Consider the following 23,021-nt stretch of genomic DNA (forward strand, 5'->3'; position numbering starts at 1 on the left):
TCCCGGTCCTACTGATTATTTTGGCTCCTCATTCGGCTTTCCCCAGAGACTGCTATCGTCTTCCACTTCGGCGCTTGTATCCTGTCCTGGAGAGTCATTGCTGTGATCTTGAGTTGGTGCGGTGCTGTCCGCTCCTGCTGGAACACCGGGCAGAACAGTTGTAGTTGTTTTGTTTTCAGCCGGTCCTGCTACAGTGCCAATGCTGTTATTGTCTGGGCTAGCAGGCTGAACTGCAGGGGCCACCGGCAGTATTTCCACTCTGTGTTCAGGCCGGTAAAAATCTTCTGAAAGGAATTGGGACTCAAGGAGCTCTCCTTTTTGCCCGTACTTTTCACGGTTGACTGTAATCAGGTATCCTGCTTTACCTTTTTTCTCTACCGACTTTTGACCCGGCTGTAAAAGTGGGGAGTACTGTTTTATTGTTCTTGGTTTGAACTCCTGCTTCCCAGATGCTGTAACCTTATATTCATATAGTAGAGGAGCTCCTTTAATCATTACCTGCAATTCTTCATTAACAATAGTAAGCTCTATCCTGTAGGGTGTTTTGTTGGGGTTATAAAATTTCAAATCAAGGCTTTTCGCAAAATCAACCTTTGACTCGAAACCAAGCTCAATATTATCTGCCAATACAGAACTGATATGTCTCTCTGTAATTGTAAAATTTGTTGGCAATACCGCTTTATAGATCGCAGATGCAATTTGACTGTAAGCAAAAGAAGACTTTTCGATCAGCCCTTTTTCATACGCAGTTTTAACTAAAGAGACTGGAGATTCGGAAGCTATTTCTATTTTTTGAATCACTTCCACGAGTTCTTTAATTTCATTGCTCTCATCAGGAAGATCAATGGAAGTTTTTGATATCGTTACTGGCTCCTCTTCCGGAAGAAAGTTTTCCAGGCTGATCTCCAATGATGGTAAAAAACGTTGGCCGGCTGCACGCAATTCATTCATAAGCATTTCTTTTTCTATATGCCTGACTATAGTTTCAGGCAGGGTCAACCTGCTTAGAATACCTTCGTTCATTTCTACATAAAGCTCATTTTGAGTTCCGCTTTTAGCGTCAGCAACCGATTCATCAACTAAGTAAATGAATTGTGATGCATCAACAGCAAAGGTATCACTTTTAAATACCAGACTGATTCTGGTCGCTGCTGCCCACTCGTTCACTTTCGCTTCAACCGCTGCCTTTGCCTGCTCATGTGTTTTATTAGATACGTCCACGGTGCCTATGTATGTTTTTTCAGAGAATGCCTGGTTACTGGATGCGCGGAATCCGAATGCGGGTATTCCATAATAGGCGAAACTAAATATAAACACAGAAAAAACAGAGAGGATTAGCGAAAATTTAATGATTTGCTGCTTTCTCATGTATTTTTTCTCCCCGCAGATTAATTTAATAGATTTAAAGAGTGTAATCTTATGTATTTCCGATTTTTGATTGAAGCAGGAGATCTCATACCTAAAGGGTTTATTGCCTTCAATTACCAGGTAGCTATCTCGGAAGCTTAATCATCCCTGGAATGACTATGAACCAAAATACCTATAAAAAAACATGCTATTATTTTCTTTTTTTCTATAAATCGCTGATTACAACAAATTTCATATGAATATTCTGCTTGGATTCTCAAAATTAGACAATTTTCACATAGTAATATTGTATAATAAAATTACTAGATTTAGAAGATGGAGGAAGAAAGTCTTGGTAAAAAAGTTGGATGACCAGCGTGGTTTGACGTTGCTAGAGGTCTTATTGTCAATCGTAATTCTTACAATAGTTCTTACTTCTTTTGCTGGCTTCTTCAGCCAATCAGCATTATTCGTCAAAAAAAATGAAGAGAAACTATCAACATCTCAGACTGCCCAGCAAATTGTAAATTTAATCGAAGTATATATATCTAAGAGTAGGTTGCAAACGGTAACTGATTGTGTTGATTTTGATTGTGCCTTAAATAAAGAAAGCTTGGAAGCACTTTCCGGCCAAGCTATCAATAGTGCATATACTATATCGGCAATTTTTAAGCTTGGTGAAGAAAATTTGATTAAAACCAAAGTAACAATCTTTGACAACGATGATCCTGAAAGTTCCTCTGAAACATATACGTATATAAGAAGGTGAGTACATGAATAACCAAAAGGGATTGTCATTGGTAGAACTTCTCGCTGCAATTACTGTGCTTTTCATCATATCAGGAGTAATATACGGAGTGTTTTTCAGTTTTAATAATAATTACGATCAAATCTCCGATAAAAATAGCATGGGTCAGACAGCCAATCTGATCCTGGCAACTATTAAGGAGTATCACCAGAAAAATGATTCCTATTGGATAAATTATGATGATTCAGACAAGAGAGCCTACATTGGCAAAGATTCTGCAGATACCCTGCTTGGCGAAACCAATTATGATCTTGAATTAAAGGCAGGCTATCCTGCACCAGCTTCCATAAATAATATAAAAGTAGACGCTCATCAACCACTTACAGTTCATCTAAACTTAACCGATAAAAAGGGGCAGACATATGAAGTTGAAACGACCGTAAAAAGATATTAGGGAGGTCTCGTTTTGGAAGTAAAAAATCAAAAAGGATACGCACTTGTCCTTGTCCTGGTGATTATCACCATCACCTTTACCCTGGCTCTTTCATTGAGTGGAATGGCATTGTCTGCCCGCAAACAATTTAATAAGACAGACGAGGCCAATAAGGCTACCGACATCGCAGAAATGGGAGTCGCCCACTACGAAGCATGGCTTGCCAATGCTGTTAGCCGGGCAAACATCTACGCGGAATCCCAGGCTGATACAGCAATTAAGAACAATAACGGGAACAAAAAACCTCACCCTCTGGGCAAAGTAAAAACTTGTAAGAAAAACACAATCCGATGCACTGTCGAATATGATGAATACTTCCTGAAAAATCTGAAACTCAGAATTGATGCACTCAACAATTCTCTTTTAAGAACCGTTGAAGGAGATAATGTATACGAGGTCAAGGATATTACCATTTCAGACATTAAGGCGGATGATACTATCGCAGTTAACTTTAAAAGTTATGGCAAAACTAAGAAAGAAAATAAAGTTTTGGAAAGTATGATTACTATTGAAAAGAACGGCGAAAGTCTGGTTGGGGAAACTAAACCATTGCCAACCGATTATAAAATCGTGAATTCAACGGAAATCAACTTAAAAGGACAGGATAAGCATCTGACCTTTGACCAATCCACTTACTTTGAAAAGAAAATTGAAATCCAAGGTAACCGTGCTATCAAAGTGAATGGTAATGCCTACTTTAAAGAAAAAGTTCTCTTCTCTGGTACAGCAGACATTTTAGTATTCGGAGATGCAATTTTCGCTGTCCCACCTGAATTTAATGGAAATGCTTATTCATTTTGCATTTACGGCAACATCTATAAAATTGACGAAAATAATAAACTCATTGAATACACAGATTTCCCTTCAGGCCAAAACAAATCCTGCCCAAGACCAAATGACGATCAATGGTACATCAACCCTGACGAAGGTATAGATGTAAAATACTAAAAGGCTGATCCCACGGGGATCAGCCTTCTTCATTTCACATATTCCGCAACCCGATTCCGTCCGGACCGCTTTGCTCCAACATATAAGGCCCTGTCAGCATGCCTGATCAATGCCAGTGAATCATCGGCGTCCTGTGGTGCTGTTGCCACGCCGATTGAGGCGGTGATATTGACATGCAGCTGCTTTCCTTCTTCATCCATTGATTGCAGGAGGATAAAAGCCTCATCGGCAATCAGCAGCCTGATTTGTTCTGCGAGTTTAAGTGCATCACCTTTCATCATGTCGGGCAGCAGGATGACGAACTCTTCCCCGCCGTAACGTGCAAGGGTTCCGATTTTGCCGATTTTTTTCCTGAGTCGTTCCCCTAGTTGTATTAAGATTTCGTTTCCGCTTTGATGACCGTATGTATCATTTACGGATTTGAAATGGTCGATGTCTAGGAGAATGAGGGATAGGAGTTCCCTTTGGCCTAATTGCAATTTTTCGAATTCGGTTGTAAGCCTATTTTCGAAGTAACGGTAATTATACAATCCAGTGAGCGCGCATCGCTCGCTGTTTTCCTTCGTTTTTTCATGATGCCTTGCATTTTCCACGGCAATCGCGAAGTGGGAGCAGAGGATGTCGACAATCATCAATTGTGATTTTTCAAATGCTCTTTTTTTGTTTGCGGCGAGGACGAGTACACCGACAACCTGGTTGTTCCGGACAATGGGAACGCCAAGTATGCTTTCAGCTCCCGCTGGGACGTAGCCGGAATTTATGTGGCTCCATTCTTTTCTGGAATGGAAGAGCATAGGTTTTTTCCCTGCCCAGACGAGTCCGCTGATTCCTTTGCCTTTTTCAAGCGGTTCCGCAATCGGTTCCAGTACTTCCCCGAATTCAACCTTATGGATCAGTTTCAATTCCTTATCTTCCACTACATCCAATATGTAAGCATAGTCTACCGGCAGCATTTCAATCAGCTTTTTGACGAAAAGATCAAGCACTTCATCCGCCTTTAATCTTTCTGCCAGCTGATGTCCGATTTCCGCCGCATTCTGTAAAAATTGGTTCACCTTGCCGCTGGAGTAATAGAGACTGAGAATGATAGACAGGCTTGCGAACGGAATCCCTACGAACAATAACGAATAATGTCCCATTTCACTTAAATACAGCTCATATAGCACGAAGCCAATCGGGAATGTAATAAATGTTGTGACTGTTTCCCATATGAAGTCTTTCCCGAAATATTGACCCTTCTGTTTAAAGATTACCGCTTGCAAAAATAACAGGAATAGGGTGTTTACCCCGTAATTACTAATGCCATAAACAGTTCCGAGGACATAAGTGTATGGGTTCTTTGCCAGATCAACACCTTCACGACCACCAAGCGCATAAAACAGCAGGCCGCTCACCAATGATACAATAAAGAACATTAACGAGTTTAGTGGAAACCTGTATATATCTGATTTTTGTACACGCAGCCTCATTAGAAGGATCAAGACCGAAATTTGCATTAGCACCATTTCGATGAAAATTCCATAGTTCAGGAATACCGCGAGTGAAACCCATTGGATCAGGAAGATTGGCGTATTGTTGACGACCATCGGCATGGAAGCCACCACGGCCATCAGAACAAGAAAGGGAATGACTTCCCAGATGCTCATATTGGGAGGTGGATAGACTTGATAAATCACCCAGATTCCCACTGGAACGGCCATCAGCCATGCAAACCATATTGAGTTTTTGAACATAGGGGTTATTTTCATCTATCCACCTCCTTTCTCCCTGGGTAAAAAGTCTCACTTTTTAAATATTTTAGCAAACTTTTTGTCGAATGTCATAATTTTCTTATTTATTTTTCAGCAGGTTGATAATCCTGGGCTTTGCGTCAGAAAGAAAATACAGAGAGCCTGTCACGATTAAGATTTCATCGGTTTTTATCTCATTTATTTTCTCCTGAAGGAAGTCAGGATAATCTGGAGCAATGCTAAGGTTCTTGCTGTTTCCAACCTCTATTAGCTCTTCAGCAGACGCTGCCCGCGGAAAATCGAATGTTGTGAATACCAGCGAGTCCGCTGCATCTTCCAGTGTTGCAATCATCTTGTCGAACTTCTTGTCTTTGAGAGCCGCGAATAAGATGGTAATCTTTTTATCGGCATAGCGAGATTTTATTTCACTGGCAAGGGCATTTATTCCTTCCTCATTATGCGCACCATCAATCAAGACATATGGTGCCTCACTAAGGATTTCGAGACGTCCCGGCCAGTAAGCTTTGGTGAGTCCCTCCCGGACATCATTTCCCTCAATAATGAAGGAGTAGTAGTTTGCAAGAACCTGGGCCGCCATGACAGCACATGCCGCATTGTCGACCTGATGAGAACCAATCATGGAAGTTTCCAGATTTTTAAACTGGCCGAACATGCTTGAGAAGGAAAATCGCTCGCCTTGCTGCAAGGATTCCCTGGAACTTGTTGAAAAATCTTTTTCCAGCACATACAGCGGTGATTTTCCTTCTTGCGCTTTTTTCTTGATCACTTCGAGCGCTTCCGGCTGTTTCACTCCCGTAATGACACTCACACCGTTCTTGATGATGCCCGCCTTTTCAAAAGCGATTTGTTCATATGTATCACCCAGTATCGCTGTATGGTCCAACCCGATGCTTGTGATAATCGACAACAGCGGATGGATGACATTCGTCGAATCAAAACGTCCGCCAAGCCCCACTTCATAAATGACAACGTCAACGGGAGACATTTTTGCAAAATAATAGATCGACATGGCGGTGATTACTTCAAATTCAGTCGGTCCGCCCAATTCCGTCTGGTCCAGTTCGTCTGCGAGCGGCTTGATCACATTCGTCAATTCAACCAGTTCCTCATCACTGATAGGCTGCCCGTTGATGCTGATCCGCTCATTGAATTGTTCGAAATAGGGCGAGGTAAAGGTGCCGACACGGTAGCCTGCTATCTGCAGAATCGAACGAAGGAAGGTGACAGTAGAGCCTTTTCCGTTCGTACCGCCGACATGGATTGTCTTGATCCTTCTTTCAGGATGCTCCAGTCTCTCAAGCATCCATTCCATCCTTGATAGTCCTGGCTTCATGCCCAGACGCAGTCTTGCATGGATCCAATTTATCGCTTGCTCATATGTTTCAAACATGTAAAACACCTCAATTCATGATGAAGACGAACCAAAAATGGTTCGTCTTCAGTATTTCATTTATTAGCTTCTCAATTCATTGATGCGAGCTTCCACTGCCGCACGCTTTTCAACGTAGTCTTTTTCCTTCGCGCGCTCTTCTTCAATGACTTTCTCAGGAGCCTTTTTAACGAAGCCTTCGTTGGAAAGCTTCTTCTGGACACGTTCTACTTCTTTATCCAGCTTTTCTTTTTCCTTCTGAAGACGGGCGATTTCTTCATCGATATTGATCAGGCCTTCAAGCGGCATGATGATTTCGAGTCCTGTAGCGACCGCTGTCATCGCTTTTTCAGGAGCGTTGACTTCAAGCCCGATTTCCAGGTTCTCTGGATTACAGAAACGGACAATGTAACCACGGTTGTTTTCTAGCATGCTTAATGTTTTTTCATCCTTCACCTTCAGGAACATATCAACCTTTTTGCTGAGCGGCGTGTTCACCTCAGAGCGGATATTCCTTACAGAACGGATGACTTCAACGAGCAGCTTCATATCTTCTGCAGCCTGTTGGTCTGTAAGAGCTGCATCAACCTGTGGCCAGCTTGCAACCGTGATGGATTCACCTTCATGAGGCAGGTTCTGCCAGATTTCTTCTGTAATGAATGGCATGAATGGGTGAAGCAGGCGCATCGTGTTATCAAGTACATATGCAAGTATGGATCTTGTCGTCTTCTTGGCTGCTTCATCTTCGCCGTAAAGCGGCAGTTTCGCCATTTCAATATACCAGTCACAAAAATCATCCCAGATGAAGTTGTAAAGGGCACGGCCAACCTCGCCAAACTCATATCGGTCTGAAAGTCTTGTAACCGTCTCGATTGTTTCATTCAGCCTTGTCAAAATCCATTTGTCGGCAACAGATTTTTCACCGCTCAAATCGATTTCCTCATATTTCAGGCCGTTCATGTTCATCAACGCAAAACGAGATGCATTCCAGATTTTATTCGCGAAGTTCCATGTTGCCTCAACCTTTTCAGTGCTGTAACGAAGGTCCTGACCTGGAGAGCTTCCTGTTGTCAGGAAGTAGCGGAGTGAGTCGGCACCATACTGGTCGATGACATCCATTGGATCCACACCGTTTCCAAGTGACTTACTCATCTTCCGGCCATCTTCGGCACGAACGAGTCCGTGAATCAATACATCCTCGAATGGCCTCTGTTCCGTGAACTCTAGTCCCTGGAAAATCATCCTTGAAACCCAGAAGAAGATAATATCATAGCCTGTTACTAATGCAGCTGTCGGATAATAGCGCTTATAGTCAGCTGCTTCCTCGTTCGGCCAGCCCATAGTTGAGAAAGGCCATAGCGCAGAGCTGAACCATGTATCAAGAACATCGTTGTCCTGTTCCCAATTTTCAGGGTCTGCTGGCGGCTCGTGGTCAACGTATACTTCGCCTGTTTCTTTATGGTACCAGGCTGGAATGCGGTGGCCCCACCAGAGCTGACGGGAAATACACCAGTCGCGGATATTTTCCATCCAGCGCATATAGGTGTTTTCAAAGCGCTCAGGAACGAAGTTTACTTTGTCTTCCTTGCCTTGAAGTGCGATAGCTTCATCAGCAAGCGGCTGCATTTTAACGAACCATTGAGTCGATAGATATGGCTCGACTACAGCCCCGCTGCGCTCAGAATGTCCTACTGAATGCATATGTTCTTCAATTTTGAACAAAACGCCAGCATCCTGAAGGTCCTTGACGATTTGCTTGCGGCACTCGAAACGGTCCATGCCCTGATACTTGCCCGCTTTTGCGTTCATTGAGCCATCTTCGTTCATGACAAGGACTCTTTCAAGATTGTGGCGGTTGCCGATTTCAAAGTCATTAGGGTCATGTGCAGGCGTGATTTTTACAGCACCAGAACCGAATTCCATGTCAACATAATCATCACCGACGATCGGAATCTCGCGTCCCACGATTGGCAGGATTACCGTCTTGCCGATCAGATGCTTGTAACGGTCATCTTCCGGATGGACAGCAACTGCCGTATCACCAAGCATTGTTTCCGGTCTTGTCGTAGCGATTTCAATATGGCCGCTGCCATCAGCCAGAGGGTATCTCATATGATAGAAAGCACCCTGGACGTCTTTGTGGATAACCTCAATATCCGATAAAGCTGTTTTAGCAGCCGGGTCCCAGTTGATGATGTATTCGCCGCGATAAATCAATCCTTTGCGGTATAAAGAAACGAATACTTCTTTAACAGCCTTTGATAGTCCTTCGTCCAATGTGAAGCGCTCGCGGCTGTAATCAAGTCCAAGTCCAAGCTTTGACCATTGCTTGCGGATATGCTGCGCATATTCCTCTTTCCATTTCCATGCTTCTTCTAAAAACTTTTCGCGGCCAAGCTCGTAGCGGTTGATGCCCTGGCTGCGCAGCTTCTCGTCAACCTTTGCCTGGGTGGCAATCCCGGCATGGTCCATTCCTGGAAGCCAAAGAACATCATAGCCCTGCATACGCTTCATTCGCGTAAGGATATCCTGGAGAGCTGTGTCCCACGCATGGCCAAGGTGCAGCTTCCCGGTTACGTTTGGCGGCGGAATCACGATTGTATAAGGTTTCTTTGTTTCATCATCTTTTGCTTCAAAAAACTTCCCCTTGACCCACCATTCATAGCGTCCCTGCTCAATCGAAGACGGATCATATTTGGTCGGCATCGACAAATTCTCTTCCATCATTTTTTCCTCCATTCAAATGCTTTTCTTTGGAAAAATAAAAAACTCCATTCGCCATAAAAGGACGAATGGAGTATGTTCGCGGTACCACCTTTTTTCCCAGCAACGGTAAAAACAGAGATCAGCTGCTGGCTCAAATATGGATAACGGCTCTTCACCGTCGCCTGTTACTGAGAGTATCCCGTTCCCAGGCGATGCTCAAGGGCGACCTTCCATGGTTCCCGCTTAGAAGTCCTCCCAGCAATTGGACTTCCTCTCTTCAAGCTGGCTGCTCATGTACTCTTCCCTGTCAATGCTTTGCTTTATTTTTGGTTTTTGTATATTAGTTATACTACCTAAAAAAGATGATTGACGTCAATCATCATTTCCTATTTTTCATTATTTTATACTTCATGCCACATCCTGTGACAATAATCAGCACATTTTAGGCCCATGTCTCATAGAATAAAAAAGGGATATCTTACATGCTTGGAGGGATGGTAATGAAAAGAAAGAGGTATAATCCGTATTCACTCCCCAGATGGGCGAGGACGGCGAGGGCAGTGTGCGCACAGCTGATCATTCCTTTTTGTGTATTTCAAGGAATACGAACCCTTTTCTTCCCGTCGACCTTCGATGTCTTTCTGTTAACGATTTTCATCCTGATTGCTTTGGCAATCAAATTCGAAATATTTTAGGGAGCCTTAGAGCCGCTTTCAGCTCTGGGCTCCCTCTTGTTTGGCCTGCTCCTTCTGCCTTTCGAGTTCGTCCATCTTGGTAACTACATAACCTGTATTGCTCAAAAGCCAATACTGGCGCTGAAGCTTTTGCACAAATTTCCTTTCATCCACTTCTTTCTTGCGTTGATGATAGGTTTCTGCGACACGGATAATGCCTGACGGAAAGGCAAGATAACTCATGAATAACTGCATTTCATCATCACGGAAGGGGAAATGCTTCAGGTATACATAAATCCAGTCTATGATTTCATCACCATACTTCGGCTGTGTTTTTAACGACCTGGCCAGAAACGGCAGCAAATCCTGAATTGGAGAACCTTTCCTTGCCTTTTCAAAGTTGATGAAATAACCGTATCCCCTTTCATCGAACAGAAAATGCTCAGGCGAGACTTTGCCATGAAGCGTCACAGTCCTCGTTTTCTTCTGATCTTTCGTTTTTTCACTCCACGCCTCAAGCTTTTGTCTGGCAAACTGCATCGCCTGCCGAATCTGGATGTAATACAGACAGAAAGTCAGTTCAAATGGGGACATATATACCCTGTTCTCACAGCTTTCAAGGAAACCATTGACAAACTCTTCTTCTTTTTCCCATTCCTTCAAAGTCTGTTCATAATGCTCCTGTTTAACTTCCTGGCTGATTTCCAGCTCCTTGGCTGACAGGGTATGCATTCTTGCCAGCTCTCTGAACAGCTGCTTATGCCTTTCAGATTGATCCTCCCTTATGGCATTTGGCATCCAGGGCATTAAATAATACAGTGAATTATTATGCAAAATTCCATAGCGGCCGTCGTTTGCCGGATAGACGGGAACAATCCTGTTATAGCCTTTTTGATAAAGAGTCTGGATATGTTTGATAAAATCCGTCCCTTCATATGGATGGATTTTCTTCAATGCAAAGGGTCCTGATTTGGTATAGACCTTTTTTATTTTTCCAAAGTCTTCCGCAAAATACGGCTCGATTGGATAATGCTTCAACACTGCCGATTCTTCTTTTAAAAAATTGCGATCATCCATCGGAACACTCGCCTACTTTCTGGAACTCGTATGCATGAATAGAGTTGGGCAGGTGCTTGTAAACACCTGCCCATACTTAGTGCTGTCACAATCCCAGCCAGCAGCCAAGCCAGCCCTGACAACCAGCTTCCTTTTGGACAAGGCATTGCTCCATTTTAAAGATTATGATTGGTGAATAGCCACACCGGGAACATATAATACCTGGCCTTCATGTACTTCATGGTCGATGCTCAGATGGTTTACTCTCAAAAGCTGCTGTACCGGCACATCATAGCGTTCCGAAATCGATTGAAGCGAATCTCCCTGCTGGACGATGCACACTCTTATTTTGGCAACCTCCGAAACCTCTTCCTTCCGCGCTAAAAATTCGGCAATGGAAATCCCTTTTTTCATGTTCGGCTTTTTCTTTTTCAGTAAAGGAGAAGATGAGCTTTCAGGAGATTCTTCCACTTCAGCAGGCATACTTTCTGGTACGGCCTTTTCTTCAGCCTCCAGCTCGACCTCCACTTCTGCTTCCTCTTGCTCAACCTCGACCTCCGCAACCGGCTCTTGCTCGCCTCTAAAATCACTGAAAGCATACTCTGGCTCGGGCTCCCTTTGGGCCTGCAGTTCCGGTTGTGATGCCTCTTCCGCTGCAGCTGTTTTCTTCGCTTCAGCCCTGAACGGTGCATACAATTCTTCTTCATAGGAATCTTCTTCTTGATGATTCAAGGTTTCATTCTGCTGAACGAAGGAATACGCCGGAGGATCCGGGAAATCCTGTTCAACTGCTTCTCCTGAATAATCATTGTCTGTCTCTGCGTCTGTTCCCGCCAACTCTGCTGTAGCTTCTTCCCGGTAACTGATTTCCAGTTCCTGGGCTTCTTCGTTAACACCGTCCTGTTCTGCTTCATGCTGCTGATCCCCGTACAGACCGGTAATCGCCAGATCGGCATTCAGCTTCAGACGCTCCTTTTCCGGAAAAACATAGTCGAAAGCCTCTACCTGGATATCGATGTCATAGATGCTTTCAATCCGGTTTTTCGGAATGGTGATATCCACCGGAAACCGGTGAAGGAATTCATAAACTCCTTCATCCCTCTCCATGACAGAATGGACGTACTTTAGAGTCGATAGCTGATCCTCCCCATCTTCCTCATGCTGCTGTTCATAGCAAGTATATTCCCCTGTCAATTCCAGAGATCCGCGAATGGATACATATTGCTCATTTTCCTGGATCGTTATATTGGGATCGAGTGAAATCGAGACAAGCTCCGCGACTTCCTGTCCTCTTTGAAACCACACTGACTCCTCTAGTGAAAATCGCAGGCACGATTGATTCCCCTGAGACAAAGCGACTCCTCCTTTCATTCCTTAAACGTAAAATCACTATGTCATTAACACTTTATGAGTCTGTATTTGCTTTTATGATAATTTAGAACATAAAAATGAGATGTAGTGGCCGTAGCCACACTGCTATCTCGAAAGAATATGGTCCAATTTATAACGCAGAATGCTATATTCCTAAAAAGTAATGATATATTCCTTAAAACCGATAATTTATTCCTTAAAAAATAAATATATTCCTTAGAAACCGATTATATTCCTTAAAAATAAAATATATTCCTAACCCCTCAATTTTACTGCAAAATGAAAAAGACACCCTTCAATTGAAAGGTGTCTAATGAGCTTATTTATTCTGCAGCTTGGCAAATGCTTTTTCGGCTGCTTCGATTGTTTTTTGCAGGTCTTCGTCTGTGTGTGCTGTTGACAGGAACAGGCCTTCAAATTGTGATGGCGGCAGGAATACTCCTTCGTTTGCCATTTCACGGTAGTAGGCCGCGAAGAATTCCAGATTCGATGTCCTGGCAATTTCGTAGTTGATGACATTTTCGTTGGTGAAGAAAATGCCGATCATCGAGCCTGCGCGATTTATGGTATGCGGAATTCCGTATTTTTCTGCCGCTGCTTTTAGTCCTGTTTCAAGAATATCGGCTTTGCGCTCAAATTCCTTGTAAGATTCTGGAGTCAACTGCTTTAAAGTCTCGAGTCCGGCTGTCATGGCCAGCGGGTTACCAGATAGTGTACCCGCCTGGTAAATCGGTCCGCTCGGGGCGATTTGCTCCATGATTTCCCGCTTTCCGCCGTAAGCTCCTACTGGAAGCCCTCCGCCGATTACCTTTCCAAGGCAGGTCAGGTCAGGCGTTACATTGAAGTATCCCTGAGCACAGTTATAGCCTACACGGAAGCCTGTCATGACCTCATCAAAGATCAATACTGTTCCGTACTGGCTAGTAATTTCGCGCAAGCCTTCAAGGAAGCCTCCCACTGGCGGCACGACACCCATATTTCCCGCTACTGGTTCTACGATGACGCCGGCGATGTCATCTCCGTACTGTTCGAATGCGTAACGAACGCTCTCAAGATCGTTATAAGGCACTGTAATCGTGTTTTTAGCAACACCCTCAGGAACACCTGGGCTGTCAGGCAAACCAAGTGTAGCAACCCCTGAGCCAGCTTTGATGAGCAGCGAGTCGCCATGGCCGTGGTAGCATCCTTCAAATTTCAGGATTTTGTTACGGCCTGTATATCCACGTGCAAGGCGCAATGCACTCATCGTTGCCTCAGTTCCCGATGATACCATCCGGACCATTTCGATCGATGGCACACGGTCAATGACAAGCTGTGCAAGCTCATTCTCGACAACAGTTGGTGCACCGAAGCTTGTACCAAGCTCAGCTACCTTCTTGATTCCTTCCACGACCCTATCATTTGTGTGGCCAAGGATCAGTGGTCCCCATGATAATACATAGTCAATATATTCATTGCCGTCAATATCATAGATTTTTGAACCCTTGCCTTTTTCCATGAAAATTGGATCCATATCGACAGATTTAAACGCGCGGACCGGGCTGTTCACCCCGCCTGGCAAAAGTTCCTTTGCTTCTTTGAAAGCTTCAATCGATTTATTATATGAGCGCATAATATCCCTCATTTCTTTTGATTGTGCCTCTTTTTTACAGCATCAGCTAATCTGATGTCCTGCAGCAAGAAGCTTGATTACTGTTCTTTCAGCCAGCGCGCTGCATCCTTCGCATGGTAAGTGATGATCAGGTCAGAGCCGGCACGCTTCATTCCTGTCAGCATTTCCATGACGATGCTCTTCTCATCAATCCAGCCGTTTTGTGCTGCTGCTTTGACCATGGAATATTCCCCGCTGACATTATAGATGACAACTGGAAGGTTGAAGTTGTTTTTCACGTCACGGACGATATCAAGGTATGGCATGCCCGGCTTCACGATCAGGAAGTCAGCGCCTTCCACTACATCGGATTCAGCTTCGCGCATTGCTTCGATGCGATTTGCTGGATCCATCTGGTAGGATTTGCGGTCACCAAACTGCGGTGTGCTTTCTGCTGCTTCGCGGAATGGACCATAGAATGCAGAAGAATATTTTACTGCATAGGACATGATGGGCACATCCTGGAATCCTGCCTCATCAAGAGCAAAGCGAATCGCGGCAACGAATCCGTCCATCATGTTTGATGGTGCGATGATATCTGCTCCGGCCTTCGCCTGGCTGACAGCTGTCTTTCCAAGCAGCTCCAAAGATGGATCGTTCAAAACCTTGCCATCCTCGATGACGCCGCAGTGGCCATGGCTTGTGTATTCACAAAGGCATGTATCCGCAATGACAATCATCTCAGGAAAATCTTTTTTGATGACCCGGATTGCTTCCTGCAAAATACCGTGGTCATGATACGCCTGACAGCCTACTTCATCTTTTTCGTCAGGAACGCCGAAAAGCAGCACTGACTTAATGCCCAAAGAATCCACTTCAGTCATTTCTTCTTTTAAATTATCAAGAGATAATTGATAGACTCCCGGCATTGAAGATACTTCGTTTTTCACATTCTCTCCTTCAACGATGAAAAGCGGGTAGATCAGGTCTTCAGTTCGAAGATAGTTTTCACGTACTAGTGCGCGCATATTCGCTGACTGGCGAAGACGGCGATGGCGGCTGAATTCAAGGTGTTTCATCATTTACCCTCCAATTTGTATATACTCGGCAACGCTTTTCAGCATCTCTTCTACAGTGTATTTCTCAGGCATAGCATGGACCGTCAATCCCCATTGCTCTGCTTTCCTTTTAGACACAGGGCCGATGCAGGCAATGAGGCAACGTTCCAGCTTGCCTCTTAAATTATGTTCTTCTACGATTCCCATAAAATGATTAATGGTAGAAGGGCTTGTAAATGTAAGTATATCAAGTCTTTCATCACTTAGCATCTGAACGAGCTTGTCCCGGCTTTCTCCTGGAAGATAGGTTTCATAGATAATGAGTTCTTCGACAATGGCTCCCTTTTCTTTCAAGGACTTAGAGATATAGTCCCTGGCAAGGTTCCCTTTTGGGATGAGGATTTTGTCGCCAGCTTTCACATAAGGCAAAAACTCTTCCACGAATCCTTCTGCGACATACTCTTCAGGCGTAAACTCCACCTGTTCTCCCCTTTCTTCAAGGGAAGCTTTCGTTTGGTCACCAATTACCGCTATTTTAGGAAGGGACGGCCTATTTTTTTCAAAAAAGGAAAAAAAGGTTTCAACCGTTACATTGCTGGTGAAGATGATCCAATCATAATTATGTAATCCTGCAAGTGCATGAACCAATTTTTCCGAAGCTGCAACCGGCTGAAAGGCAATAAGAGGGATTTCCACAGGAATCCCTCCATTTCTAGCAACCAATTCGGAGAAAGGCTTAGAATGTGCCTTTCCCCTTGGATTCATTACTGTTCTATTTTGCAGCGAAAAAGGTGCTATCATTCACTATCAAGCTCCTGTTTTACCTTGTCGATCAGCTCTTTCGCACCCTGGCTGATCAATTTTTCTGCAGCAAGTTCTCCAAGCTCCTCTGGATTCGTTCCAGTTACCTGCTCTTTGAAGATTGTCTTTCCATCAGGAGATCCAACTAGGGCTGTCAGGACGATTTCTTCCTTGTCATTGATGTGCGCATATCCTGCAATCGGAACCTGGCAGCCGCCCTCCATCTTGTGAAGGAATGACCTTTCTGCTCTCACTGTCGCATTTGTTTCTGCGGAAGTGAATTTTTCAAGAAGCTCAAGAAGTTCTGTATCATCGCCGCGGCACTCAATCGAAAGCGCTCCCTGGCCGACTGCCGGCACACAGATTTCCGGATCGATGAATTCAGTGACGACATCACTTGCCCATCCCATCCGTTTTAATCCAGCAGCTGCGAGGATGATGCCATCATAGTCATCTGTTTCCAGCTTTGAAATTCTTGTGTCGATATTTCCGCGAATCCATTTCATTTCAAGATCAGGACGCTGAGCTAAAAGCTGGGCACTCCTGCGAAGGCTGCTTGTTCCGATAACCGAACCTGGTTTTAATTCTTTGAAAGGAACATGGCCGTTTGAAATCAAGACATCACGGTGATCCTCCCTCTCGGGGATAGAACCGATGACAAGTCCTTCTGGCAATACTGCAGGCATGTCTTTCATGCTATGTACAGCCATATCAATCTCTTTATCAAGCATGGCCTGCTCGATCTCTTTTACGAAAAGCCCTTTTCCTCCGACTTTAGAAAGAGTGACATCAAGGATTTTATCTCCTTTGGTCACGATTTCCTTCACTTCAAATTCAAAAGGAGCACCTAAATTTTTCAACTGCTGTATTACCCAGTTTGTTTGTGTCAATGCCAGCTTACTCCGTCTGGAGCCAACGATAATTTTTCTCATGACAGCCTCCTATTTATTGATACCAAAAATGGAAAGATGATAATTTCCCAGAAAGAAAGAAGTTAATCAGTACGATCAGGAAAGACGCAATATTTAATAGTGCCAGCGCTTTCCCATACATCTCCTTGCCAACCCTCAAATACAGGTAGATGCTATAAACTGCAAGGACGATGAAGGAGCCTAATAGCTTGGCATCATACCAGGCAAGATCAGGAACCTTGATCCATGCCCATTGCAGCCCAAGGATCAGGCTAAGGAGCAGCATCGGCACCCCAATGACGTTCAATATGTAAGACCAGTAGTCAAGCCGTGATAAATCAGATATCCTCCATAACAGCTTACCCCACTTTTTCCTCTTTAAAAGGTCATATTGGATGAGATATAACAGCGAAAAGACGAATGAGATCGAAAAAGCCCCATAAGACAGGATCGCCATCGTGATATGGATGAGCAGAAGCTCTGATACCAACTGTTCAGACATGACATTGGAGTCGTATTGCACCGGTGCGAAGGTATGGATCGCCATGATGATGAACCCCAGGATATTCGTAAAAAAAACAATGAAATCCACTTTCAGCAGTTTATTGATTGCCAGCGACAGTGTGACCAGCACCCATGCATAAAAGTAGAGCCCCTCAAAAAGGGTCAGTACCGGGAATCGGCCTGTGTCGACCATGTAAAACACCAGGAAAACCGTCTGGAATACCCATACAAATGCAAGTAACCAGAAGGCAACTTTATTCGCCCTCCGGTTACGGTTAAGAAAATCGATGAAATATAAGAGCACGCTGGCCGCATAAATCACAATGGTTATTTCATGGAGACGCGTTATATAAAGATCACCCATGGGCAACACCTCTCTTATGGCTGAAAAGAAGCCTGAGGCGAAGGAACTTTTACCTGCTTAGTCTCAGCCGTTTTCATTCCTTCTTGTTCTGCGACGAGCTGTTCAATATTAAAAATCTTGACGAAAAGGTCCAGAGCATCTTCCGCATCCGGCCCTGCCGCTAGCTCCTTAGCCTGCAGGATTGGGTCTTTCAGAAGCTGGTTGATGATACTCTTCGTATGCTTGTTAAGCACCTTTTTATCCCGTTCAGATAGGTGCGGCAATTTCCGTTCAATGCTATTCATTGTCTCTTCCTGGATTGAGAGGGCTTTAACTCTTAATGCGGAAATGACCGGTACAACACCAAGAGTGTTCAGCCATTGCTTGAATTGGACAATTTCCCCTTCAATCATGATCAGGATCTTCTCGGCTGCTTTCTGGCGTTCCTGAAGGTTCGCTTCGACAATTCCTTCAAGGTCATCTATATCATATAGGAAGATATTTTCCAATGTTGCGATTTCCGGATCCAGGTCACGCGGAACAGCAATATCCACCATGAATAACGGCTTCCCTTTCCGCTTTTGCTCCACCATCGCCACCATTTCCTTTGTGACAACAAAATCCTTGGCTCCTGTGGAACTGATCAGGATATCCGCATCCGCCAGCGCAGTCTGGAGTTCATCCAAGCTTTTGGCAACCCCAGAAAAACGGTTTGCCAGGTCTTCCGCTTTCTGGTAAGTACGGTTGATGACCGTCACTTTCCTCGCTCCATTTGCATGAAGGTTTTGGATGGCAAGTTCACCCATTTTGCCGGCACCGAGAATCAGCACATGCTTCTCGTCAAGAGTTCCGAAAATCTTTTTGGCTAATTCAACAGCCGCATAGCTGACCGACACAGCGTTCGCACCAATATCCGTTTCGGAATGGCCGCGCTTTGCGAGCGTGACAGCCTGTTTGAACAACTGGTTGAAAACAGTTCCAGTCGTGTTTCCTTCGAGTCCAAGCATGAAGCTTGAACGTACCTGTCCAAGGATCTGGGTCTCACCTAGTACCATTGAGTTCAGGCCGCATGATACCTTGAATAAGTGTTCAATTGCTCCATCTTGTTCGTAGATGAACAGGAATGGCGTGAATTCTGCCTGAGGGATCCCGAACCATTCAGATAAAAACTCTTTGATATAATATCTGCCAGTGTGAAGCTGATCCACGACGGCGTATATTTCTGTACGGTTGCATGTTGATACGATAACATTTTCAAGGATGCTTTTCTTTTGCTGGAGTGCGCTCATTGCTTCTCCAAGATTCGCTTCATTGAATGTCAACCTTTCGCGGATTTCGACAGGGGCAGTTTTATAGTTAAGACCGACAACGATAATATGCATTATGAATTGACACCCCCACAGAGAAATTGCATAATTGGCTAAGGCAATTATACATGAGTTTTTCCACTTTTAACGTTGTAAATGTGAACAACTCTTGAAATTACATTTATATAATTGCATTGATTAAATTGAACTATTTTTTCCTGTATGTTTGTTATACTTTTATACTATCTACTAAGCAAATAAACATACTCCCTAATGTACCTTATCAAAGTTTGTCCTTTAATTCAAGTGAGCCTTATTGGAAGTGGTGGAAGAATGAAAAATCAGAAAATCATACCCGGAATAATCCTCATAGGTTTTGGGGTCTATTTCTATCTCCAGCAGGAAAATATTTCACTGTTCAACGAGTTTTATACGTGGCCGACACTGTTGATCATCGTCGGAGCCGCCTTTTTAGTCCAGGGATATTGGGGCAGGGATTATGAATCGATTTTCCCAGGCGTGATCCTGGTTGGCTTTGGTGTTCATTTTCACGTGGTCAATAAGTTCAAGCTGTGGCCCGATCATCTTGGAGCCTTTATCTTGATCATCGCCCTTGGGTTCTTGCTGCGTTATCAGAAAACCGGCAATGGGTTGTTCCATGGAGTCCTCTTTCTCATTTTAGCAGGTTTGCTGCTGTTTTATGACAGAGTCACTGCATGGCTCGGTTTATTGGAAAATGGGGTTGCGACGGCATGGAAATTCTGGCCTGCGGCATTAATAGTGATTGGACTGTACTTGTTATTCATTAAGAAAAAATAAGAAAACCCGCACTGTGGTCCATCACGGTGCGGGTTTTTCTTTTTGTTCAGATTCACTTTATCTCATGAAGCTTCCCATGACTGACCATGCTTTGTCTTTCCCTTCACCTGTTTCAGACGAAAAAAGAATGATTGAATCCTCCGGGTCTAAATCAAGTGTTTCTTTCGTGATCTTCAAGTGCTTTTGCCACTTGGACTTTGGGATTTTATCGGCTTTGGTCGCAATGATAATGACAGGGATTTGATAATGCTTTAGGAAATCATACATCATGACATCGTCCTTTGAAGGCGGATGCCTGAGGTCTACGATTAGCAGCACAGCCTTAAGCTGCTCACGCGATGTGATGTAGGTTTCGATCATCTTCCCCCATGCTTCACGTTCAGATTTAGATACTTTCGCGTACCCATACCCTGGAACATCAACAAAATGCAGCATTTCATTGATCAAATAAAAATTCAAGGTCTGGGTCTTGCCCGGCTTCGAGGAAGTCCTGGCAAGAGCCTTTCTGTTCAGCATTTTATTGATAAAAGAAGATTTACCAACATTAGAGCGTCCTGCAAGAGCGAACTCCGGAAGATTACCTTCCGGATACTGGTTCGGCCTTACAGCACTGATTACGATTTCTGCACTGTTTACCTTCATTGATAATCACCGCTGGCAAGAGCGTGCTTCAATACTTCATCTACATGTGAAACTAACACAAATTCAAGCTCCTTACGTACACTTTCAGGAATATCATCAATATCTTTTTCATTATCTTTTGGACAAATAACTTTTGTAAGACCCGCCCTGTGTGCGCTCAAAGATTTTTCCTTGAGGCCGCCAATCGGCAGAACCCGTCCTCTTAATGTTATTTCTCCTGTCATTCCTACTTCCCTGCGGATCGGCTTTCCTGATAAAGCCGAAACGAGTGCAGTAGCAATCGTAATCCCCGCAGAAGGTCCATCTTTAGGGACTGCTCCTTCAGGGACGTGGATGTGAATATCATTTTTCTCATGGAAATCCGGATCGATGTCCAGATCCTTCGCTTTAGAACGGACATAGCTGAATGCTGCCTGCGCAGATTCCTTCATGACATCACCAAGCTTTCCTGTCAGCACTAGTTTTCCTTTGCCCGGAGATAAAGAAACTTCGATCTGCAGCGTATCTCCGCCGACCGTTGTATAGGCAAGGCCGGTTGCCACTCCAACCTGGTCTTCCAATTCTGCCTGTCCATACCTGAACTTGGATTTCCCCAGGAATTCCTCTACATTCTTCTCGCTAACAATTACGCGCTTTTTCGTGCCGGAAACTACAATTTTAGCCGTTTTCCTGCAGATTGAGGCAAGCTGTCTTTCAAGAGAGCGGACACCTGATTCACGGGTATAATAACGAATCACTTTTGTGATCGCTTCATCTTTCATTTGAAGCTGGGATTTTGACAGTCCATGGTCTTTGATCTGTCTAGGCAGCAAATGGTCTTTGGCAATATGCAGCTTTTCCAGCTCGGTATAGCCAGCGATATTGATGATCTCCATCCTGTCGAGCAAGGGCCCTGGAACAGTGGAGAGGTTATTGGCAGTAGCAATGAACATGACCTTTGAAAGATCATACGTCTCTTCAATATAGTGGTCGCTGAAGTTATGGTTTTGCTCCGGATCCAGCACCTCTAGCATCGCTGAAGATGGATCGCCGCGGAAATCGCTGGACATTTTATCGATTTCATCCAGAAGGAAAACAGGGTTGATGGTTCCTGCTTTTTTCATGCCCTGGATGATCCGTCCCGGCATCGCACCTACATAGGTCCTTCTATGGCCGCGGATTTCAGACTCATCACGCACTCCGCCCAGCGAGATGCGGACAAAATTCCTGTTCAGGGACTTGGCAATCGACTTCGCCAAACTCGTTTTCCCTACCCCTGGAGGTCCAGCCAGGCAAAGGATCGGTCCTTTCAAGGAATTAGTCAATTTCTGGACAGCCAAATATTCAAGAACTCTTTCTTTTACTTTTTCAAGTCCGTAATGGTCCTGATCAAGGATTCTCTCAGCCTTGCTGATATCGAGGTCATCCTCTGTGGATTTAGACCACGGCAAAGCAACCAGCCATTCAATGTAATTCCGGATCACTGCGCTTTCAGCAGAGGTTGTTGGAACCTTTTCATAACGGTCAAGCTCCTTCAACGCTGTTTCCTTCACATGATCAGGCATTCCGGCAAGCTCGATTTTTTCGGTAAGTTCGGATATTTCACCCGTTTTCCCTTCCTTATCACCAAGCTCCTTCTGGATGGCTTTCATTTGCTCACGAAGGTAATATTCCTTCTGGGTCCGCTCCATTGAACGTTTTACGCGCTGGCCGATTTTTTTCTCAAGGCCAAGCACTTCTTTTTCATTGTGGATGATTTCGATGACTCGGTTCATCCGGTCCTTTATGTCGATCGTCTCAAGGATTTCCTGCTTTTCCTTCAACTTCAGCGGAAGATGCGAAGCAATGATATCCGCCATCCTTCCAGGCTCCTCTATATCTGAAACGGATGCATACGTTTCCGCAGAAATCTTCTTGGACATTTTTATGTATTGTTCGAAATACTCAAGCATCGTTCTCATCAATGCTTCATCTTCGACATCCTTGCTGTCATCGTCTTCAAACGTTCTGACTTTACAGGAGAAGTGATCATTTTCGTCGAAAAGCTCAATAATTTCAGCTCTGGATAAACCCTCAACCAGTACGCGGATTGTTCCGTTAGGCAGCTTCAGCATTTGTTTGACGCGGGTTAGCGTGCCCATCTGGTAAAGGTCCTCCTCTCCCGGCTCATCTATGGATATATCTTTTTGGGTAGTTAGATAGATCAAATGGTCATCCACCATCGCCTTCTCCAGTGCCTGTACCGATTTTTCCCGCCCTACATCCAAATGCAGGACCATCGTCGGATACACAAGCAGACCGCGCAACGGCAGGAGTGGGACTGTGTACTCGTTCTTGTTCGCCATGACATTGCACCTCCAACATGCATTGTATCAAACCATAATACTTTGTTGTTCAATTCTATCGTATTTGTTTTCAAGTGTCTAATATCTAGAGCGGATTGCCCTGTTTTAGTTCTAATGATTAGTATCCTGATATTCCTGTTAAAATATGTCCGAATCATGATTGACTTTATGGTTCAAATTGAAGTTTCTTTCACTATAAATACTGGTACAAAACCTTTTCCTTTTTCAGGCAAAAATAAACACATTTAGCTGCTAGAC

General features: G+C 44.2%; 19 protein-coding genes and 1 other annotated feature. Of the genes, 5 read left to right on the forward strand and 14 right to left on the reverse strand.

The features are described from left to right. Window positions 1-15: 15 nt before the first annotated feature. Window positions 16-1,368: a VanW family protein gene (locus QNH36_RS17655; RefSeq protein WP_283903893.1), complete on the reverse strand. Its 1,353-nt coding sequence runs from the start codon at window positions 1,366-1,368 to the stop codon at window positions 16-18. Window positions 1,369-1,699: 331 nt separating this feature from the next. On the opposite strand from QNH36_RS17655, the gene QNH36_RS17660 reads away from it, so the two are divergent. From QNH36_RS17660 to QNH36_RS17670, 3 genes are read left to right on the forward strand one after another with little or no spacing between them, the layout of a single operon-like run. Continuing rightward, window positions 1,700-2,116 (forward strand): PulJ/GspJ family protein, encoded by a 417-nt coding sequence (locus QNH36_RS17660; RefSeq protein WP_283903894.1) that lies wholly within the window; start codon window positions 1,700-1,702, stop codon window positions 2,114-2,116. Between the two features lie 4 nt (window positions 2,117-2,120). Continuing rightward, window positions 2,121-2,549: a PilW family protein gene (locus QNH36_RS17665; RefSeq protein WP_283903895.1), complete on the forward strand. Its 429-nt coding sequence runs from the start codon at window positions 2,121-2,123 to the stop codon at window positions 2,547-2,549. Between the two features lie 12 nt (window positions 2,550-2,561). Next, window positions 2,562-3,536 carry a hypothetical protein gene (locus QNH36_RS17670; RefSeq protein WP_283903896.1) on the forward strand — a complete coding sequence of 325 codons (975 nt, stop codon included), beginning with the start codon at window positions 2,562-2,564 and terminating at the stop codon, window positions 3,534-3,536. 29 nt (window positions 3,537-3,565) lie between these two features. Here the strand turns inward: QNH36_RS17670 and QNH36_RS17675 are convergent, their stop codons facing one another. The 3 genes from QNH36_RS17675 to QNH36_RS17685 form a co-directional block, all read right to left on the reverse strand. Next, window positions 3,566-5,284: a sensor domain-containing diguanylate cyclase gene (locus tag QNH36_RS17675; RefSeq protein WP_283903897.1), complete on the reverse strand. Its 1,719-nt coding sequence runs from the start codon at window positions 5,282-5,284 to the stop codon at window positions 3,566-3,568. An 82-nt stretch (window positions 5,285-5,366) separates the two neighbouring features. Continuing rightward, on the reverse strand, window positions 5,367-6,677 hold the full coding sequence (locus QNH36_RS17680; protein ID WP_283903898.1) for a bifunctional folylpolyglutamate synthase/dihydrofolate synthase: 1,311 nt from the start codon (window positions 6,675-6,677) through the stop codon (window positions 5,367-5,369). Between the two features lie 63 nt (window positions 6,678-6,740). Next, a complete protein-coding gene (locus QNH36_RS17685) occupies window positions 6,741-9,383 on the reverse strand; it encodes a valine--tRNA ligase (protein WP_144477683.1) in 2,643 nt (880 codons plus the stop codon). Window positions 9,384-9,437: 54 nt separating this feature from the next. Then, window positions 9,438-9,682 (reverse strand) — a binding site (T-box leader). Window positions 9,683-9,862: 180 nt separating this feature from the next. On the opposite strand from QNH36_RS17685, the gene QNH36_RS17690 reads away from it, so the two are divergent. After that, window positions 9,863-10,057 (forward strand): hypothetical protein, encoded by a 195-nt coding sequence (locus QNH36_RS17690; protein WP_144477681.1) that lies wholly within the window; start codon window positions 9,863-9,865, stop codon window positions 10,055-10,057. An 18-nt stretch (window positions 10,058-10,075) separates the two neighbouring features. On the opposite strand, the gene ysxE is transcribed toward QNH36_RS17690, so the two are convergent. The 8 genes from ysxE to hemA all read right to left on the reverse strand — a co-directional run bounded on the left by ysxE (window position 10,076) and on the right by hemA (window position 19,053). After that, entirely contained in the window at window positions 10,076-11,113 is a 1,038-nt protein-coding gene (gene ysxE, locus QNH36_RS17695) for a spore coat protein YsxE (protein WP_144477679.1), read from the reverse strand. 162 nt (window positions 11,114-11,275) lie between these two features. Continuing rightward, window positions 11,276-12,445 carry a stage VI sporulation protein D gene (gene spoVID, locus QNH36_RS17700; RefSeq protein ID WP_283903899.1) on the reverse strand — a complete coding sequence of 390 codons (1,170 nt, stop codon included), beginning with the start codon at window positions 12,443-12,445 and terminating at the stop codon, window positions 11,276-11,278. Between the two features lie 337 nt (window positions 12,446-12,782). Continuing rightward, window positions 12,783-14,075 carry a glutamate-1-semialdehyde 2,1-aminomutase gene (hemL, locus tag QNH36_RS17705; protein ID WP_144477675.1) on the reverse strand — a complete coding sequence of 431 codons (1,293 nt, stop codon included), beginning with the start codon at window positions 14,073-14,075 and terminating at the stop codon, window positions 12,783-12,785. A 77-nt stretch (window positions 14,076-14,152) separates the two neighbouring features. After that, the gene (gene hemB / locus QNH36_RS17710; RefSeq protein ID WP_283905434.1) at window positions 14,153-15,133 is read right to left on the reverse strand and encodes a porphobilinogen synthase; all 981 of its coding nucleotides are present in this window, start codon (window positions 15,131-15,133) and stop codon (window positions 14,153-14,155) included. 3 nt (window positions 15,134-15,136) lie between these two features. Then, the gene (locus tag QNH36_RS17715; RefSeq protein WP_251541017.1) at window positions 15,137-15,913 is read right to left on the reverse strand and encodes a uroporphyrinogen-III synthase; all 777 of its coding nucleotides are present in this window, start codon (window positions 15,911-15,913) and stop codon (window positions 15,137-15,139) included. After that, window positions 15,910-16,845: a hydroxymethylbilane synthase gene (hemC, locus tag QNH36_RS17720; protein WP_144477671.1), complete on the reverse strand. Its 936-nt coding sequence runs from the start codon at window positions 16,843-16,845 to the stop codon at window positions 15,910-15,912. The genes QNH36_RS17715 and hemC overlap by 4 nt, the downstream gene beginning before the upstream one ends. A 13-nt stretch (window positions 16,846-16,858) precedes the next feature. Continuing rightward, on the reverse strand, window positions 16,859-17,692 hold the full coding sequence (locus QNH36_RS17725; RefSeq protein WP_144477669.1) for a cytochrome C assembly family protein: 834 nt from the start codon (window positions 17,690-17,692) through the stop codon (window positions 16,859-16,861). A 14-nt stretch (window positions 17,693-17,706) separates the two neighbouring features. Next, the gene (gene hemA / locus QNH36_RS17730) at window positions 17,707-19,053 is read right to left on the reverse strand and encodes a glutamyl-tRNA reductase (protein ID WP_283903900.1); all 1,347 of its coding nucleotides are present in this window, start codon (window positions 19,051-19,053) and stop codon (window positions 17,707-17,709) included. Between the two features lie 258 nt (window positions 19,054-19,311). Here hemA and QNH36_RS17735 point away from each other — a divergent pair, with 258 nt between their 5' ends. Beyond that, entirely contained in the window at window positions 19,312-19,797 is a 486-nt protein-coding gene (locus tag QNH36_RS17735; protein ID WP_283903901.1) for a LiaI-LiaF-like domain-containing protein, read from the forward strand. 57 nt (window positions 19,798-19,854) lie between these two features. Here QNH36_RS17735 and yihA read toward each other — a convergent pair whose 3' ends face one another. Both yihA and lon read right to left on the reverse strand, forming a co-directional pair. Next, window positions 19,855-20,439, reverse strand: a complete 585-nt coding sequence (gene yihA, locus QNH36_RS17740) for a ribosome biogenesis GTP-binding protein YihA/YsxC (protein ID WP_144477663.1) — start codon at window positions 20,437-20,439, stop codon at window positions 19,855-19,857. Continuing rightward, window positions 20,436-22,763 carry an endopeptidase La gene (gene lon, locus QNH36_RS17745; protein ID WP_283903902.1) on the reverse strand — a complete coding sequence of 776 codons (2,328 nt, stop codon included), beginning with the start codon at window positions 22,761-22,763 and terminating at the stop codon, window positions 20,436-20,438. The genes yihA and lon overlap by 4 nt, the downstream gene beginning before the upstream one ends. Window positions 22,764-23,021: the final 258 nt, after the last annotated feature.

It is taken from the genome of Mesobacillus sp. AQ2 (assembly GCF_030122805.1).
GTDB lineage: Bacteria > Bacillota > Bacilli > Bacillales > Cytobacillaceae > Mesobacillus > Mesobacillus oceanisediminis_A.